The following is a 16,939-nucleotide window of genomic DNA, read 5'->3' as shown; positions in this document are numbered from 1 at the left end:
ATACAACGTTCTATTTTTAAAATGCAGAATTCCATACGATTTACTTGGTTTATTTGCCCCGATATCGCACAATACTCACACTATTTATAGAGTGAATTATTTATGACTGATGCACTAACGTTAAAGCAGCTGTCAAAAACCTATAAAAATGGGTTTCAGGCGCTTAAAGGTATTGATTTAACAGTACCCGAAGGTGAATTTTATGCACTTTTAGGTCCCAATGGTGCAGGAAAATCTACCACGATTAGTATTATCAGTTCACTAACCCGTAAAACTTCAGGTACTGTCGAAATTTTTGGGCACAATTTAGATACCCATCCCTCGCATGCAAAGCAGTGTTTGGGCGTTGTCCCTCAAGAATTTAACTTTGGTCAATTTGAAAAAACATTTGATATTTTGGTGACTCAAGCTGGTTATTACGGTATTTCTAAAAAGATAGCAGAGAAACGTGCAGAGGAATATTTAGAAAAGCTTGGTCTTTGGGAAAAACGCAGTACCCAAGCACGTATGTTATCGGGCGGTATGAAACGCCGTTTAATGATCGCTCGTGCCATGATGCATGAACCTAAACTGCTGATTTTAGATGAGCCGACTGCTGGTGTTGATATTGAACTACGCCGTTCGATGTGGGATTTCCTCACAGAAATGAACGAAAAAGGTACGTCTATTATTTTAACGACACACTATTTAGAAGAAGCAGAAATGTTGTGCCGTCGAATCGCAATTATTGACCGTGGTGTGATTAAAGAAGACACCAGCATGAAAGGTTTTCTCAGTCAGTTAAATGAAGAAACCTTTATTTTCGATTTAGCCGAACCCATTGAACCGATCCATATTGAAATTATTGGTGTTCGTTTCAACTTAGTTGACCCCGTCACTTTAGAGGTCACTATGGATAAAGCCCATACCTTAAATGATCTATTCCAACTCATGGAATCTCAAGGTATTCAGGTTCGTAGTATGCGTAATAAATCTAACCGACTAGAAGAACTGTTTGTCCGTATGGTAGAAAAAAATCTTGAAGGTGCAGCACAATGAATTTTAACCAACTGTGTATCGCCCTCTACACCTTAGTGTATAAAGAAATTCGCCGTTTCATGCGTATTTGGCCGCAAACTCTTCTCCCACCTGCGATCACCATGAGTTTGTACTTTGTGATTTTCGGTAATTTAGTCGGTTCACGCATTGGGCAAATGGGCGGTTTTAGCTATATGCAGTTCATCGTGCCCGGCTTAATTATGATGGCGGTCATCACCAACAGCTATGCCAATGTGTCATCAAGTTTCTTTAGTGCAAAATTTCAAAAAAGCATCGAAGAATTAATCATGAGTCCAGTGCCGTTACACTTGGTGCTTTGGGGTTATGTGATCGGTGGTGTTTGCCGTGGTGTTTTAGTCGGCTTTATTGTCACTGTGATGAGCCTATTTTTTACTGAATTACACCTGACCAATATCTTCGTAACTATATATACAGTTCTCATTACTTCGCTGCTGTTTTCTCTTGGCGGATTTATTAATGCTGTTTATGCAAAATCTTTTGACGACATTTCGATTATCCCGACTTTCGTCCTGACTCCGCTGACTTATTTAGGCGGTGTTTTCTATGCCATCTCATCACTGAGTCCTTTTTGGCAAAATCTCTCTTTAATCAACCCTGTCGTGTATATGGTCAATGCTTTCCGCTACGGTATTTTGGGCCATAGCGATGTGAATGTCGGCATTTCACTGACAGTTATTACTGCATGTTGCGTTGTACTTTATGGCGTGGCGTATCATTTACTTTCTCGTGGTTCAGGAATGCGTGAATAATGAGTGTAGAACAATCCCTTTTAGGTAAAGACACCAACTACCCAACAGAATATCAACCCGATATTCTGTTTCCGATTGCACGTGCCACTGCACGTGAACAATATGCCCATGTGGAAGGCATACGCCAAGGTAAAGACTGGTGGCATGTTTTTGAAATTTCTTGGTTAAATGCTTCTGGTGTGCCTCAAGTTGCTATTGGTCGTTTAACTTTGCCAGCAAGTTCAGACAACCTGATCGAATCGAAATCTTTAAAGCTCTACTTTAATAGTATGAACTTTACCAAATTTGATTCTCAGGCAGCGTTTAAAGCAACTGTAGAAAAAGACTTATCAGCAGCAGCCAATGCCGCTGTGACTATTGATCTATTTCATGTCGATGATGTTGAAATTTCAAAACCACAAGGCATCTGTATTGATGACTTAGAACCCACTCAGTTAGAAAATCATCCAAATGCAGATTTACTCTCTTTAGATGAAGCTGCAGCGCAAGAAGAAGTTGAAATTCAACTTTATTCACATTTATTAAGAAGTAACTGCCCAGTCACGGGTCAACCTGATTGGGGAACGGTATTTATACGGTATAAAGGTACTAAGCCTTGTTATCGTAGTATTCTGGCTTATATTATTTCTTACCGTCAGCATAATGGTTTCCACGAACAATGTGTGGAGCAAATGTTTGCCGATATTTGGCAACATTTAAAACCAAGTCAGCTGATGGTATATGCTGCCTATACACGCCGTGGTGGATTGGATATCAACCCTTGTCGTGTATCGGATTTAACATGGATGCCTCGCCCCATTCGATTGGCGCGACAATAAAAAAATTGAGGTTAGTGATGCCATTTTTTGGTTTTATTCCTTCTGAGGAACTTCTAAGCAGTATCCAAACTGGTCACGCGAAAAAAAATTCGAGTGAACCACTTTATCCTTTACGTGATAAAACAGCTTTGCTGATTAATGAAGAAATCATTGGTGCAACTATATTAGCTCCTGTTCATCTGTTTCCTGCAAGCGACAAGCGCGACACAGCAGAAAAACTGGCTGGCTATGTCAAATCAACAGTCGCTGTATTGTTAAAGCAGCTATTGGGTAAATCTCCGAATGATGTGGTGAAACAATCCATTGAATTTTCAGAACGAAGTTTATTTCAGGACACAGTCGGCGCTCATCGTGTAGGTCTGAGCTTAGATGCAGGACTAGTCACTAACCTTAAAAATAGTTATGCCGAAATTAAATCGGGTGTAGATGTCAATAAAGCTGCTTTTGGTGAACTGTATAAACAGTTTGCTGAAGCTGCAGTGCGTCATTTTATGAATGACTTCAATAAAACACTCGATTTAGGCATGATTAAACGTAAAGCAGCCGATATCGGTTCTTCTGCCGTGATTAAAGCAATTCATATCGCGATTGATAAGATTTTCCCAAATCTAACCAAAGAAGAGCTAGGTGCCCTTGCAGAAGCACATGATGCGATGTTTAACAAATAAATCGCGCTACTCGTCAAAACCTAGCTTCGGCTAGGTTTTTTTATGGCTAAATGCATAAAATCGAATCCCGATACAATGACTATATATAGTCATGCAAACACAGTTCTAGAATATGAACTGATCTCAATTAAATGACAGTACATTTATATGTACTATTTTTAAAAATCCACACAGAAAAGAAAGAACCTGATTACAAACAGGATTTGAATGCTTGCCGTCATTTTGGCTTAAATTTCAATGCATCCATTTCAATATTCAATCTCTTTCTTTTTTAACATTCAGTCTATATTTCTACTATATATAGCAACGTTTTCAACAGCATTGAAGCGTTAGCGAAAACACCCATGAGGTGAATACGCCATCACATGCATATAGATGTTTTTAGACCTGTGCTTTTCTAACCCTGCCCCCTTCGTTTTTTGGATTTTACTTTGCAAAATTTGTAGCTTCTAAACAGTATTTCGCAACGCGATAAAGTTTATTCGTTCTGCGTTTTTATGACGCATGAGTTTTAGAGTCATCTATATTTCAAATGATTTGTGAATATTTGCAAGTTATGTAAATGAATATGTCACTTTTCAATATGTTAACTACGAAAAAATCCTTTGCTTTGTCTTTTTTTGTATATCTATTTATGAAAGCATGCGCTGTCAGTGGTATCTTAGTTGCTATTGGTAACCTTTACCTTTAATGAGCTATGAAACCAGAAGGTCATCACAATTTTCAGGATCTTTTCCCCTCGAAATTTTGTTCATACTCATCGCTAAAGCAACTGGAAATTTTTTATTTATGCTAAATCGAAATTTTTATAAAAAACTATCACATATTGCCATTATGGCCGGTTCAATTTCACTGACCAGTTTTTGTCAGGCTAACGACTTCCAATCTCATCCGGCATATGCAAGCTTTAAACAAAATGCAATGCAAACCTATGGTCTGAGTGAAAATCAAATTGATTGGGCAATGCAAGGCAGTAAAAACCTACCTAACATTATTAGCATTATGAATAGACCTGGCGAATCAAAGCCTTGGTACCAATACAAAACCAACTTTTTAGCTGAAAGCACAATTCAACGCGGTGTTCGTTTCAAAAGTCAATATGCCGACACTTTAAATCGTGCAGAACAACAATTTGGTGTGCCTCAATCCGTGATTTTAGGCATTTTGGGTGTTGAAACAGGCTACGGCAGCAATAAAGGTAATTTTATCACCCGTGATGCTTTAGCGACCCTTGGTTTTGGCTATGAACGCCGTGCACAATATTTCCAAGATGAACTTGCTGCACTGATTGCTTGGTCATATAAAGATGGTGTTCCAACCAACTCTGTCGTCGGTTCATATGCAGGTGCTGTGGGTTATCCTCAATTTATGCCAAGTAACATTCCAAAATTTGGTGTGGACTACGATGGCAATGGTCATGTTGACCTGCGTAATTCGGCTGTCGATGCCATTGGTTCAATTGCAAATTATTTAGCAAATTATGGTTGGCAGCGTAATCAACCGATTGCTTTTGCTGCTCGCTATAGTGGAAACAACCCAGATGCTATTATTGCAAAGGATTTAAACCAGCCAACACCCTATGGTGTACTCAAGGCTCAAGGTGTAACCCCTATGAATCCATTGGTAAAAATCGATGATCTCGATTTGGTCAATGTCATCCAATTGCAAGATAGTTATGGACCAATTTATTACATCACTTATCCAAATTTTCAGGTCATTACAACCTATAACAAAAGCCGTATGTATGCGACTGCGCTATGGCTTTTAGGCACTGAAGTTACCAGTCGATAAGACTGGTTTTTTCCTATAGAGCAAAAAAGTCAACAAATATTTTCATTAAAATGAGCATTTATTCAGCATTTTACACACCTTGTTACATTATTGATTACTTTTTAACCAACTATTGTTAATTTTTTAGACATTTTCAAAGTATTTTAATTAAACACTAGACAGCCTATTGATGGCATGAATATTATCCATCTCGTTAAATATAGTTGCAAAAGTGAAATATCAGACGTGTTTACATGGATATCAGCGACTTAGTTGAACCAGTAAATATGCCATTGGGAGATAAACAATGCAGTCATCAATTATTAAATATGCCTTAGCGGTTGCCACGGCAATTGCGCTAAGTCAATCACAAGCTGAGATGGTTCAGTCATCATCATTCAATCATGATAATGACAACTCTCGTCTTGCAGCTCGTGTATTGAATAAAGAAGCTCAAAGCTTCAATTCAAACTTTACGAATTTAAGTAGCCTTTCAATCACTGAGCGTTCTGGCGATAAAATTCGTCGTCAAACAATCGCTGCTAAAATCGAAATTCCTGAAGATGAGCCTTCAGTGATTGAAAAGTTAAATACTGTTGCATCGAATACTGTTCGTAAGTTCACTCAAACAGGTACTGCTTCTTGGTACGGTCGTCAATTCCACGGTCGTAAAACAGCAAGCGGTGAAACGTTTGACATGAACGCACTTACAGCAGCACATCGTAGCCTGCCACTTAATTGCTTTATTCGTGTTACGAATCGCAATAATGGTAAAAGCGTCGTGGTGAAAGTAAATGACCGTGGTCCATTCCATGGTAACCGTGTTCTTGATTTATCTTATGGTGCTGCTAAGCAATTGGGTATTACCAGTGCGGGTACTGCAAATGTGAGCATTGAGCGCGTAGACGGTCCAAATTCTTAATTCTCCAATGAAGTGACTGCATTTAACAGACCACGCCTAGCGTGGTTTTTTATTTGAAGCCTCTTAGCCTTTCAAATCATCAGTAATCCTGATTTTGACCCTTCCCGCATTCTTGTTTATATTGAAGTCCTTCCCCATGATTAAGGACTATCATGAAAACAATCAACGAATGGTTTGATGAATACAGCGAAAGTCATCAAAATAAAACCAATAAAATTATTCACTGGATTTGCGTACCCACGATTTATTTTTCAATCGTTGGCATATTGGCACATTTTAGCGCGCTACTTACTGCTGTCTTACTTGCTTTAGCATTTATCTTTTACGCACGTTTAGACATTGTGCTTGCTGTTGCAATGGCCGCGTTAACGTTAATCATGGTATGGCTAATTTGGGTACTACCAGTTGGTTATGGCTTTTATATCGCACTCTTTGTATTCGCATGGATTGGTCAATTTTATGGCCATAAAATTGAAGGTAAAAAGCCCTCTTTTTTCAAAGATCTCCAATTCCTCCTCATTGGCCCTATTTGGTGTTTAGATACATTTGCAAGCAAAGTACTTAGTAATTGGAAAACACACCATAAATCGCAAATAAAGAGCATTTAGAGCACGATTAATTTCATAGATCTCTTTTTCACTTATTCGACATTGGTTTTCTTCATATTCGATGCTTAAAACCCTATTGTTTATAGGTGTATTTATCTCTGGTATTTCCAATCATTTTTTCTATTTATACGACCAAAAAGCCAGTGTTTAAACACTGGCTTTTACTCAATATGGTTAATCCAATTTTATGTTGATAGCTTCATCTGAATCATGATCATTTAAATGACTAAAGTTAAAAATGACTACGTGATTTTTATTGATAGGTTTTACCTTGATGCTTTAACCAACCATCTTGATGACGTCCATTCGGATCGTGATGTGTCCAATGCATCACACCTCCCTTATCTGAATATTCATATTCACCGTAAAATTGAACTGTATCGCCTTTTTCCAAGTCATCAATGCGTGGAGCAAGATCGATATTATGTGCGACTAAAAGCGTTTGACCATTATTTAAGGTCAAAATGAACTTTTGATGTCGGCTACCTTCATTATCATCTCGAAGTACCGCTTTGACTTGACCTGCACCCTCAACCTGAACATTACTGAGTTTATTTTTAAATGCATGCGCAATAACATCTTCAGCACTCTGCCCTTTTTGTTGAGCATCTACAGGTTGTACTGATTCTATTTGTGGCTGTGCGTTTTGTTCCGCTGTCGTCTGAACTGGTGCAGATTTTTGTTGTTGTAAATCGATTCCGAAATAAGCGGCTGTAAGCGCAACAATAATTCCGCCGATGGTTAAGTTTGTTTTGTTTGCCATAAGATAGTTTAAATCTAAATTTTCAACTCATTATAGTCATTAATATGGATAAAAATAGGATCTGTGAACAACAATGCACACAATTTAAAGTCAGAATAGCTTTGAAATCAGTAAAGCTACAGCCATAAAAAAAGCCCTCAAAAACGAGGGCTTTTTTCTACAAATAATCAGAGATTATTTTGCAGCAGCTTGAGCAGCAGCAACTTCTTCAGCGAAAGAAAGTTCAGCTTTTTTCTCAATACCTTCACCAACTTCGAAACGTACGAAGTTAGCAACAGTAGTACCAGTTGCTTTAAGAACTTCTGCAACTTTCTTATCGTTGTCGATAACGTACATTTGGTTCTCAAGAACAACTTCGTTCAAGTATTTCTGAACTGAACCAGTTACCATTTTTTCAACGATGTTTGCTGGTTTACCAGATTCAATTGCTTTCGCTTCAGCAATTTCTTTTTCTTTAGCGATAAGTTCAGCAGAAACGCCAGCTTCGTTTACAGCAACTGGGTTGAATGCAGCGATGTGCATAGCCAAACCTTTACCAGTTTCAGCATCACCAGCGTATGCAACTACAACACCGATTTTTAAACCGTGTTTGTAAACTGCAAGGTTGTCGCCTTCAACGATTTGAGCGCGACGTACTTGGATGTTTTCACCGATTTTTTGAACAAGCGCGATACGAGCTTCTTCAACAGTAGCACCATCTTCAAGTTTCAATTCAGCAATTTGAGCAACGTCAGTTACACCAGCAGCAAGCGCAGCAGCAGCAACTTTAGCAGAGAAACCAGCAAAGTTTTCGTCTTTAGCAACGAAGTCAGTTTGACAGTTAACTTCTACAAGGATTGCTTTGTTGCCTTCTTGAGCGATAGTGATCGCGCCGTCAGCTGCAATGTTACCCGCTTTTTTAGCAGCTTTAGCTTGACCAGATTTACGAAGGTTGTCGATCGCTAATTCGATGTCACCGCCCGCTTCTGTTAATGCTTTTTTACATTCCATCATTGCAAGACCAGTACGATCGCGCAATTCTTTAACCATGCTTGCTGTAACTGCAGTCATGTTAATCTCCTAAATACGGTAGAAAATGAATTCTTTTTAGAACAGAAACGGCCCAGAGCTGTCTCTTGGGCCGTCTGCATACATGACGCTTACTTTGCCACCATCACGTGTCGCAAAAATGACAAGCTTACGTCAAACGCATTAAGCCTCAGAAGCAGGAGCTTCTTCGCCTTTAGCTTGTGCATTTGCTTGTGATTGAGCATATTCTTTACCAGCAAGAATCGCATCAGCCATAGCAGAAGCGTAAAGAGTAACTGCACGGATCGCATCGTCGTTACCAGGGATAACGTAGTCTACGTTGTCTGGGTTAGAGTTTGTATCAACGATACCGATAACAGGAATACCAAGGTTTTTAGCTTCTTTAATTGCAATTGCTTCGTGATCAACATCGATTACGAATAATGCGTCAGGTAAACCACCCATGTTTTTAACGCCGCCAAGAGCGCGTTCAAGTTTTTCCATCTCACGAGTACGTTCTAAAGCTTCACGTTTAGTAAGTTTAGCGAAAGTACCGTCAGTAGATTGAGTTTGAAGGTCTTTTAGACGGTTGATTGACTGGCGAAGAGTTTTCCAGTTAGTCAACATACCACCCAACCAGCGGTGATCAACATATGGTTGACCTGCACGTTGAGCTTGTTCACGGATGATTGCAGAAGCTGCACGTTTTGTACCAACGAACAAAACTTTGTTCTTTTTGCTAGCCAAGTTGTTAGCAAAGTTCAAAGCATCATTTAACGCAGGAACAGTGTGCTCAAGGTTGATGATGTGAATTTTGTTGCGCGCGCCGAAGATGTATTCGCGCATTTTTGGATTCCAAAAACGTGTTTGGTGACCGAAGTGTGCGCCTGCTTGAAGAAGGTCGCGCATGCTTACGTTGTAATCTGCCATTTTCTTTACCTTAAAGTTTGGGTTAGGCCTCCATATACCCGCATTCTCCACCTAAAAAGGCACCCAGAGAAATGTGTCGATATATGTGCGGATTTTATTGCCCCATCGCACAAAGCTCATGAAAGATATTCACGAAAAAGCATTTGATAAAATGGGCGGCTATTTATACCATAGTCACATACAAATTTCCAAAAGTTTTTAGAGATCATGAACAGTACTTACGAAGCTCCACGTCGATTAATTAAAACGCCTGACGAAATTGAAAAAATGCGCGTCGCGGGTCGACTAGCGGCAGAAGTTTTGGATATGATCAAACCGCATATTGTTCCAGGTGTGACTACCCTAGAACTTGATACGATTTGTCATGACTATATTGTCAACAAACAAGAAGCTATTCCTGCTTGTTTAGGTTATGGTGCTGCGCCGGGTCGTCCAGCGTTCCAGCACGTGATCTGTACTTCAGTGAACCATGTGGTGTGTCACGGTATTCCATCTGAAAGCAAAAAGTTAAAAAAAGGTGACATCTTAAACATCGATGTCACTGTGATTAAAGATGGTTACCACGGTGATACCAACATGATGTATATCGTAGGCGGTGAAACATCTATTTTAGCGAACCGTTTATGTAAAGTTGCTCAAGAAGCCATGTACCGTGGTATGGCGGTGGTAAAACCAGGCGCAACCATGGGTGATATTGGTCATGCCATTCAACAATATGTTGAATCAGAACGTTTTGGCGTTGTACGTGAATATTGTGGTCATGGTATTGGTACTGTTTTCCATGACGAACCACAAGTTTTACACTACGGTCAACCCAATACAGGCATGATCTTAGAAGAAGGCATGACCTTTACCATCGAACCAATGGTGAACGGTGGCGACTGGAAAACCAAACTTCTTGGTGATAAATGGACTGTCGTTACTAAAGATCATAGCTTGTCTGCACAGTACGAACACACGCTACTTGTAACAAAAAATGGTGTAGAAGTGCTAACTGCTCGCCCCGAAGAAGATCTATCGCGTTTTGTTCAATAAGCAAAGTATTTGAAGCACAAAATTTTATTAAAAATGGTCACAGATATTGTGGCCTTTTTTATGCCCTATTTTTGTCCGTGACTTTAAGAATTTGCCATAAAATTTGATTAAAAATTTAAGTAACTCAATGTAAATTTTCTCAATTATAGGGTTAGGATGGAATATCACACTTTTTTGCACATTGTTGATTTTGCCACTCCCCATTACTGTGCATTTAAGCTAAGATAGTGTGCTTTTTATTTTTTAATCCCTATAAGAAGGAATACTGCCGTGGACGTACGTCTGTCTGATCGTGTAAATAGCATCAAACCGTCCCCTACACTTGCTGTTACTAACAAAGCTGCTGAATTGAAAGCTGCTGGTAAAAACGTAATTGGTTTAGGCGCAGGTGAACCGGATTTCGATACCCCACAACACATCAAAGATGCTGCAATTGCTGCTATCAACAATGGCTTCACTAAATATACAGCTGTTGACGGTACTCCAGGTCTTAAAAAAGCAATTATTGCTAAATTAAAACGCGACAATAACCTTGATTACGCTGCAAACCAAATCTTGGTTTCTTGTGGTGGTAAACAATCTTTCTTTAACTTGGCACTTGCTTTGTTAAACAAAGGTGACGAAGTAATTATCCCTGCTCCTTACTGGGTAAGCTACCCAGACATGGTGATCATTGCTGAAGGTACTCCTGTAATCGTGAAATGTGGTGAAGACCAACGTTTCAAAATTACGCCTGCTCAATTAGAAGCTGCAATCACTGACAAAACTCGTTTAGTGGTTCTAAACAGCCCTTCTAACCCAACAGGTATGATCTACACTAAAGAAGAATTACTTGCTTTAGCTGACGTTCTACGTAAATACCCTGAAGTTTTAGTTGCTTCTGATGATATGTACGAACCAATCCGTTGGGACGACGAATTCTACAACATCGCAACAGTTGCACCAGACCTTTACGATCGCGTAATCGTTCTTAACGGTGTATCTAAAGCTTATGCAATGACTGGCTGGCGTATTGGCTACGCAGCGGGCCCTGCTAAACTTATTGGTGCGATGAAAAAAATCCAATCTCAATCAACTTCAAATCCAACTTCTATTTCACAAGTTGCTGCTGAAGCTGCATTGAATGGTCCTCAAGACGTTCTTGAGCCAATGATTGAAGCATTCAAACGCCGTCACGACCTAGTTGTGAAAGGCTTGAACGACATCAACGGTATCACTTGCCTTCCTGCTGATGGTGCATTCTATGCATACGCAAACATCCGTCCATTGATTCGTGCAAAAGGTTTAAAATCTTGCACAGAATTCTCTGCATGGTTATTGGAAGAAACTGGTGTTGCCGTAGTTCCTGGTGATGCGTTCGGTCTAGGTGGTTACATGCGTATTTCTTATGCAACTGCAGACGAAGTTCTTGTAGATGCGCTTGCACGTATCAAGAAAGCTGCTGACTCAATCGAAGGCGTAGACGCTGCGATTGCTTCAATTGCCGCTGAAAAATAATTTGATCTAAAGATCAAATCAAAAAAACCCGCGATATTCGCGGGTTTTTTATATCTGAGCCATTTTTAAATATTTACTATGTTTCCATTTAAGACAGGTAAAGCAAATAATTGCCGCCAGCGTATAAGCAAAACAAAGCATGATCCAAAATCCTTGAATATTGAATGCAACGTACGTGCGCCCCAACCATGTCACTGGATGGAATGCCAAATACCAGCCGCCACCAAGCCCGAAAACTAAAATCATGCTGCTATAAACCAGCATCGGAAATACAATAACTTTCCAACATCTCAACATATTGACCGAAACTACTAACATCGCATCAAAGATATGCATCCAACACAATAAAAACACCAATGAGAAAACCACGTTGAGTACATCTTTGTCATTACTGAACAAGGGCAATATATAGGGATGAAATACTGCCACAACGATTGAGGCGGATAATGCGACCACGAATGCCACCTTCATCGCTATACCGGTTAAATGCCACGCCTCCTGAACACACCCCTCTCCAATTTTAGTCGATACCAAAATACTAAAGGTTGCGCCAAGTGAAAGCGGCAACATAAACAATAAGCCGCAAAACCCCATAGCGATTTGATACGCATTTACAATGACATTACCCAGTGGTAATGCCAGTAACGCAATTGCGCTTATGGTAAATACATCAATAAAAACAACCACAGCAGTTGGTAATCCAATGCTTAAAATATTACATAAAATTTTTAAATTAAAGAACTCACCCAACCAGTGAATACTCAATTTCTTTTCTAAGAAAAAGAAATAATAGAGAACCAGTAACAACCATTGCGCAAGAAGATGCGCTAGAAAAGCGCCTTTCACACCATAAGCAGGAATATTAAAAACCGAAATTCCAAATATAAAGCCATATGCAAAAGTTACTTTTATTATTAAATACAGTGTGTTTGCATAAAATACTCGCTTTGCCTGCCCACAGGTTTGCGTGTAAATAAAAAGAATTCGTAATAAAAAATGCCCAGGAATGGTTAAAGCCATCAAAACCAAACACGGTTGAATTAATGCTCTTATTTCTTCGTCAGCTCTTAAGACATTGAGCAATGGTTCTGCATGAGTAAAAAGCCAAGCCGCACCACCTGAAAGACAGAGCACAATGATGATACTTTGCTTAATAATCAGCTGTAATTCCGGATACGCTTTGCGGCCATTTGCTTCCGCCAGTTCCTGCATCATGCCTTGCAAAATACCCATACCCGAGACAAAAACTAAACTGTAGATGCCCAAACATACGGCGATTGCAGTGACATGTTGTGCTGAAAAATGAGATAAAAAAATCGTATCGAATAAACCACCAAGCATTAAAATGGTATTACTCAAAAAAATGGGCATCCACAAATTTAAAAACGTTTTCATGACTTTTCACTGTATTTTTTATTCTAAATATAAGTCTTAATTCGACTTATAATCAGCTGATATCTTTTATGTTTTACCCATCATCTGTGAAAAACCAAGTATATACAATAGATTTATTACTTATTTTTTAAATGCATTTCGCGTTATTTTTCACATCATGCCTACTTCCCTTTATCCCCTCTACTCACTGCCATTCTTTATACAACCCACGTAAATACCAAAGCAAGATTACTCAATGAAAGCTTCAAAGAATCAACTTGACAATAATTTCAACAATTAGCTATGTTAAACTTAGATTCCTTTTTAGAACTCGTAAAATAGGCCAGAATAATGAACCCAAAAGAAATGACCGGACTGCAACTTCTACAAGCCATGTGTGCAGGAAAAATTCCACCAGCAAGTATTAGCGAAACTATTCCTATGCAGCCTTATGAAGTATCTGAGGGCAGTATTAGCTTTAAGGCTAAAGCAGATGCACGACACTTAAATCCGCTAGGCGGCGTGCATGGTGGCTTTGCTGCTACTGTACTCGACTCGGTGACAGGTTGCGCCATTCACACGTTATTAGAGGCAGGTGTAGGTTATGGCACCATCGACTTAAATATTAAAATGTGTCGCCCAATTCCAAAGGATGTTGAACTTACAGCGATAGGAACAGTCATTAATATCAGTAAAAATTTAGGGATTTCTGAAGGGAAAATTATTGATGACAATGGCAAACTTTATGCACATGCAACTGCAACCTGCATGATTATACGTCCTTAATATTTTTATTTTTCTGCTCGCAATTCAATGCGAGCAGATGATGTTTCAAACTTAAATTGCTGAATGTAAGGCACGAATTAATTGGCCTTCGCTTAGATCAATGCGATTACTGCCCTTTTGAAAGCAGTAATATTTTAAAGTACTATCTAACTCAACACGAAGATCCCGTTGTTCTGAAATAGACCATACTTTAGAACGATTTGAGCCTGATAACGCATTACCTGCCAATTGGTATAAATACAAGTCTTGCTTGCGTTGCAAAGGCACACGACGACCATCATCTTGATGTTCAAAACGTAAATGACATGGCGCGTTGATCAACCATTTTTCACTAAACCACAGTTGTAATAAATCACCCAATGCCAAGTCACGTCGACCCAAAGGCCAAACGTCAACGTATGCACCTTCGACAGGTGTTTGATATTGCTCTTGATTACTGATAATAGAAAGATAGTTTTCTTGATAAAAAGTAAAGTTTGAAAAAATCTGAGAAATAGTCAGCGTATTCATTCGCTTTCTCCTGTTTAGCCATTTTAGTGCTGGCAAGTTGGGTTTAAATCCACACTGTTTAAACATATGTTTAAACGCTCTGTTGTTGCATTCAGACTATCAATTGAATTTTTTCTTTGCAAGCCTAAGATTCATTTTTTCTAAAAAATCCTTCTTTTTGTTCAAATAAAAAACATCTATCACGCATTTCTCCTCATATTGGTATTTTTAGCTTGACCCTCCTCAAAATCTGCTTATAATCGCATTCAGATTCTCCAATAGCTCAGTCGGTAGAGCGACGGACTGTTAATCCGCAGGTCCCTGGTTCGAGCCCAGGTTGGAGAGCCAAATTCTAAAGCCCATTTATTTAAATGGGCTTTTTTAATGCCTTTGATTTACATATAATCTATAAGTCATTGTCATTAAAATAAAAAAATGTTCATTCAAGTTGATGCTGAATCAAATAAAACTGCCTTAAAACACTATCTCACTGCATTCATTTTTCTTTTAATTATTATCAGCCCATTTGCAATTTATTTGGTGAGCTGCACACCCGAAAGTGAAATTGAGCAACATTTCAAAACACCACCCAATTTATATAATAGTGAATCTAACACCCTTCTTGACAGCAACCTACAGTGGTTGATTCCACCTCAGCAGATTCAAAATCACAATAGCATTCCCGAAATATCTGAATCTGTATTGAATGAGATGACAGAAGGACAATATTGGTCAAGCACACCGATTACGCTGCAAAACCAATCTGATCAACTGTATATCCATATTGATTTTGCAGGTCAGCAACAAACTCGAAAAGATCTTGAAATTTCGGTACTGCCGTTATGTATTGTTCACGAAAAAGAAACACCATGTATGAAAGCTGGGTTAAATGCAAGTGGACAACTCTTTAACATCTCAACTCAAAAAAATACGAAATATCACACATTGGAAACCAATAAGTCTTGGATGTTTTATGGCCATGAATTCCAAGAAAATTATATTATTCCACCACAAGCCACTCTCAAATTTTTAGTTAAAGCCAACATCCCTGAACACTTAACCCTGCAATGGCTTAGGCTAAGCATCAGTACTAGCCCCATTGTTGAGAAACAGCAAAATTTTATGCTCATGACGCAAAACAGTATAAGAATAAAATATGCACTTGCTCTATTGCCATTCTTCATATTCGCTTTGATGCACATTTTTCAAGGGTTTGAAAGCCTGCGTAATTTATCTATCGGCGCACTTTCAGCACTTTTATTTGCAATCAACACCATCATTTGGGATATCCATTATATGGTGATTGGCTGCCTGATTTTATGTTTTGCAAGTGTCTGTTATTGTTTTGAGAGCCGATATTATCGATTGCTTTATTTAACGGGTTGTTTACTGATTGCAGGCTATTCGCAGCAATATTATGGTGGTTTTAATAAACACTTTTTCACTCAAACCAGTTTAATTTTATTGATAGGTTTATCGATGTTTTATCTTGAACCTAAAGATAGCTAAATCATTTTCATAAAAAAGCTCCGCAAATCGCAGAGCTTTTTCTCTTTAAATCACATTAAAACTCAAAGTATATTTATATCGTTTTAATGCGTGTTCCTTCATTTCAAAAGGCTGTTGATAATCCATTTTCAGCAAATACTGACCACGATCTGATAGGTTAAAATTCAAATTTCCATCTTGATCAGTTTTAAGCGTTTTATAAACTTTTCCTTCACGGCTGTAATCCGTGGTTTGCTGCAAAATTTCAACCTGTAAACCCGCAACCGCTTTTTTCTGATCTAGCACTTTCAGTTGCACAGGCTCATTATGCTTTATAGCATTTGGATGGGTTTTAAATTGCACATCAAAGCCATCATGTAAATGATTCACCACATGTGTAGAGGTTGCACGGCGTGATACAAAAGTTTCAATGATTTCCTGCGTTTGAATACTTTTGATTTGCGACTTTTTAGTCAACTCGGCTGTATAAATGACATTTGCATTCGCAGTTTTTTGAGGATCACGCACACCATTGATTAACGCTTTCCACTGCTTTTGATCATAAGCAAAACGCGCTGTACTTCCCTGCTTTTCACCGCGAATACGATACGTGCCATCCTGCTTATTTTCTAAACTATAACTGCTGACTGTTTGAGTTTTTGCCCAATCAGCATCCGTTAAATGCAGCTTTTCACCTGACGGTGTATGTACATGGAAATTAAAGTTTTTAATGGCTATTTCAGAAACAAACGGATTGTCATAAAAACCAGAAAGAATGGCACTATGATTATTAAATGTTTGATAGTTTAGAGGTGCAACATAAGGATAATGCGCTTCAGCCTGACCAACGTAAGCGTCCGCTGAACCCCATGCCTATTTTTTAATTCGATTTAGGTTTCCAGCGGTGTGGTAGCAATTCTTCAATCTGAGTCACTTTATGTGTCGGCAACCTTTTCAGCACATCACTTAAATAGG

17 protein-coding genes, 1 tRNA gene and 1 pseudogene are annotated in these 16,939 nt (G+C 38.8%); 12 read left to right on the top strand and 7 right to left on the bottom strand.

Features of this window, described 5'->3' with window-relative positions:
* The first annotated feature begins 102 nt into the window (after positions 1–102).
* The 7 genes from FTT98_RS07265 to FTT98_RS07235 all read left to right on the top strand — a co-directional run bounded on the left by FTT98_RS07265 (position 103) and on the right by FTT98_RS07235 (position 6,594).
* Positions 103–1,038 (top strand): ABC transporter ATP-binding protein, encoded by a 936-nt coding sequence (locus tag FTT98_RS07265; RefSeq protein ID WP_111883996.1) that lies wholly within the window; start codon positions 103–105, stop codon positions 1,036–1,038.
* Positions 1,035–1,808 carry an ABC transporter permease gene (locus FTT98_RS07260; RefSeq protein ID WP_180076837.1) on the top strand — a complete coding sequence of 258 codons (774 nt, stop codon included), beginning with the start codon at positions 1,035–1,037 and terminating at the stop codon, positions 1,806–1,808. Before FTT98_RS07265 ends, FTT98_RS07260 begins: the two co-directional genes overlap by 4 nt.
* The gene (gene queF / locus FTT98_RS07255; protein ID WP_168378016.1) at positions 1,808–2,626 is read left to right on the top strand and encodes an NADPH-dependent 7-cyano-7-deazaguanine reductase QueF; all 819 of its coding nucleotides are present in this window, start codon (positions 1,808–1,810) and stop codon (positions 2,624–2,626) included. The genes FTT98_RS07260 and queF overlap by 1 nt, the downstream gene beginning before the upstream one ends.
* A 17-nt stretch (positions 2,627–2,643) precedes the next feature.
* Complete coding sequence (locus FTT98_RS07250; protein ID WP_078190308.1) at positions 2,644–3,294, top strand: hypothetical protein; 651 nt, start codon at positions 2,644–2,646, stop codon at positions 3,292–3,294.
* A gap of 789 nt (positions 3,295–4,083) precedes the next feature.
* Entirely contained in the window at positions 4,084–5,085 is a 1,002-nt protein-coding gene (gene mltB / locus FTT98_RS07245; protein WP_180040104.1) for a lytic murein transglycosylase B, read from the top strand.
* 286 nt (positions 5,086–5,371) lie between these two features.
* Entirely contained in the window at positions 5,372–5,986 is a 615-nt protein-coding gene (locus FTT98_RS07240; protein WP_180173685.1) for a septal ring lytic transglycosylase RlpA family protein, read from the top strand.
* Positions 5,987–6,138: 152 nt separating this feature from the next.
* On the top strand, positions 6,139–6,594 hold the full coding sequence (locus FTT98_RS07235) for a DUF962 domain-containing protein (protein WP_180007646.1): 456 nt from the start codon (positions 6,139–6,141) through the stop codon (positions 6,592–6,594).
* A gap of 253 nt (positions 6,595–6,847) precedes the next feature.
* Here the strand turns inward: FTT98_RS07235 and FTT98_RS07230 are convergent, their stop codons facing one another.
* From FTT98_RS07230 to rpsB, 3 genes are all read right to left on the bottom strand, one after another.
* On the bottom strand, positions 6,848–7,357 hold the full coding sequence (locus FTT98_RS07230) for a DUF3465 domain-containing protein (RefSeq protein WP_180177200.1): 510 nt from the start codon (positions 7,355–7,357) through the stop codon (positions 6,848–6,850).
* A gap of 174 nt (positions 7,358–7,531) precedes the next feature.
* Positions 7,532–8,407, bottom strand: coding sequence for a translation elongation factor Ts (tsf, locus tag FTT98_RS07225; protein WP_078190313.1), 876 nt, complete (start codon positions 8,405–8,407; stop codon positions 7,532–7,534).
* A gap of 141 nt (positions 8,408–8,548) precedes the next feature.
* On the bottom strand, positions 8,549–9,295 hold the full coding sequence (gene rpsB, locus FTT98_RS07220; RefSeq protein WP_078190314.1) for a 30S ribosomal protein S2: 747 nt from the start codon (positions 9,293–9,295) through the stop codon (positions 8,549–8,551).
* 207 nt (positions 9,296–9,502) lie between these two features.
* Between rpsB and map the strand changes: the two genes are divergently transcribed.
* Both map and FTT98_RS07210 read left to right on the top strand, forming a co-directional pair.
* Positions 9,503–10,330, top strand: coding sequence for a type I methionyl aminopeptidase (gene map, locus FTT98_RS07215; protein WP_078191991.1), 828 nt, complete (start codon positions 9,503–9,505; stop codon positions 10,328–10,330).
* A gap of 270 nt (positions 10,331–10,600) precedes the next feature.
* On the top strand, positions 10,601–11,827 hold the full coding sequence (locus tag FTT98_RS07210; protein ID WP_111883988.1) for a pyridoxal phosphate-dependent aminotransferase: 1,227 nt from the start codon (positions 10,601–10,603) through the stop codon (positions 11,825–11,827).
* Between the two features lie 48 nt (positions 11,828–11,875).
* Here the strand turns inward: FTT98_RS07210 and FTT98_RS07205 are convergent, their stop codons facing one another.
* Positions 11,876–13,222 carry an MATE family efflux transporter gene (locus FTT98_RS07205; RefSeq protein ID WP_180177199.1) on the bottom strand — a complete coding sequence of 449 codons (1,347 nt, stop codon included), beginning with the start codon at positions 13,220–13,222 and terminating at the stop codon, positions 11,876–11,878.
* 327 nt (positions 13,223–13,549) lie between these two features.
* Here FTT98_RS07205 and FTT98_RS07200 point away from each other — a divergent pair, with 327 nt between their 5' ends.
* Positions 13,550–13,987, top strand: a complete 438-nt coding sequence (locus tag FTT98_RS07200; protein WP_171262633.1) for a PaaI family thioesterase — start codon at positions 13,550–13,552, stop codon at positions 13,985–13,987.
* 51 nt (positions 13,988–14,038) lie between these two features.
* Here the strand turns inward: FTT98_RS07200 and FTT98_RS07195 are convergent, their stop codons facing one another.
* A complete protein-coding gene (locus FTT98_RS07195; protein WP_180040112.1) occupies positions 14,039–14,497 on the bottom strand; it encodes a hypothetical protein in 459 nt (152 codons plus the stop codon).
* A gap of 251 nt (positions 14,498–14,748) precedes the next feature.
* Here FTT98_RS07195 and FTT98_RS07190 point away from each other — a divergent pair.
* Positions 14,749–14,824 (top strand) — tRNA-Asn (locus tag FTT98_RS07190).
* An 87-nt stretch (positions 14,825–14,911) separates the two neighbouring features.
* Positions 14,912–15,985: a hypothetical protein gene (locus FTT98_RS07185; RefSeq protein ID WP_180177198.1), complete on the top strand. Its 1,074-nt coding sequence runs from the start codon at positions 14,912–14,914 to the stop codon at positions 15,983–15,985.
* 45 nt (positions 15,986–16,030) lie between these two features.
* Here FTT98_RS07185 and FTT98_RS07180 read toward each other — a convergent pair.
* Positions 16,031–16,744: pseudogene (locus FTT98_RS07180) on the bottom strand (DUF4198 domain-containing protein); the annotation flags it as partial.
* A gap of 100 nt (positions 16,745–16,844) precedes the next feature.
* On the bottom strand, positions 16,845–16,939 hold a 95-nt coding region (locus FTT98_RS07175), incomplete at its 5' end, for a transposase domain-containing protein (RefSeq protein ID WP_179993438.1).

This window comes from Acinetobacter sp. YH12039, assembly GCF_013420015.1.
GTDB lineage: Bacteria > Pseudomonadota > Gammaproteobacteria > Pseudomonadales > Moraxellaceae > Acinetobacter > Acinetobacter amyesii.
The sequence above is the reverse complement of the archived record's forward strand: the minus strand, read 5'-3'. Positions and strand labels throughout refer to the sequence as shown.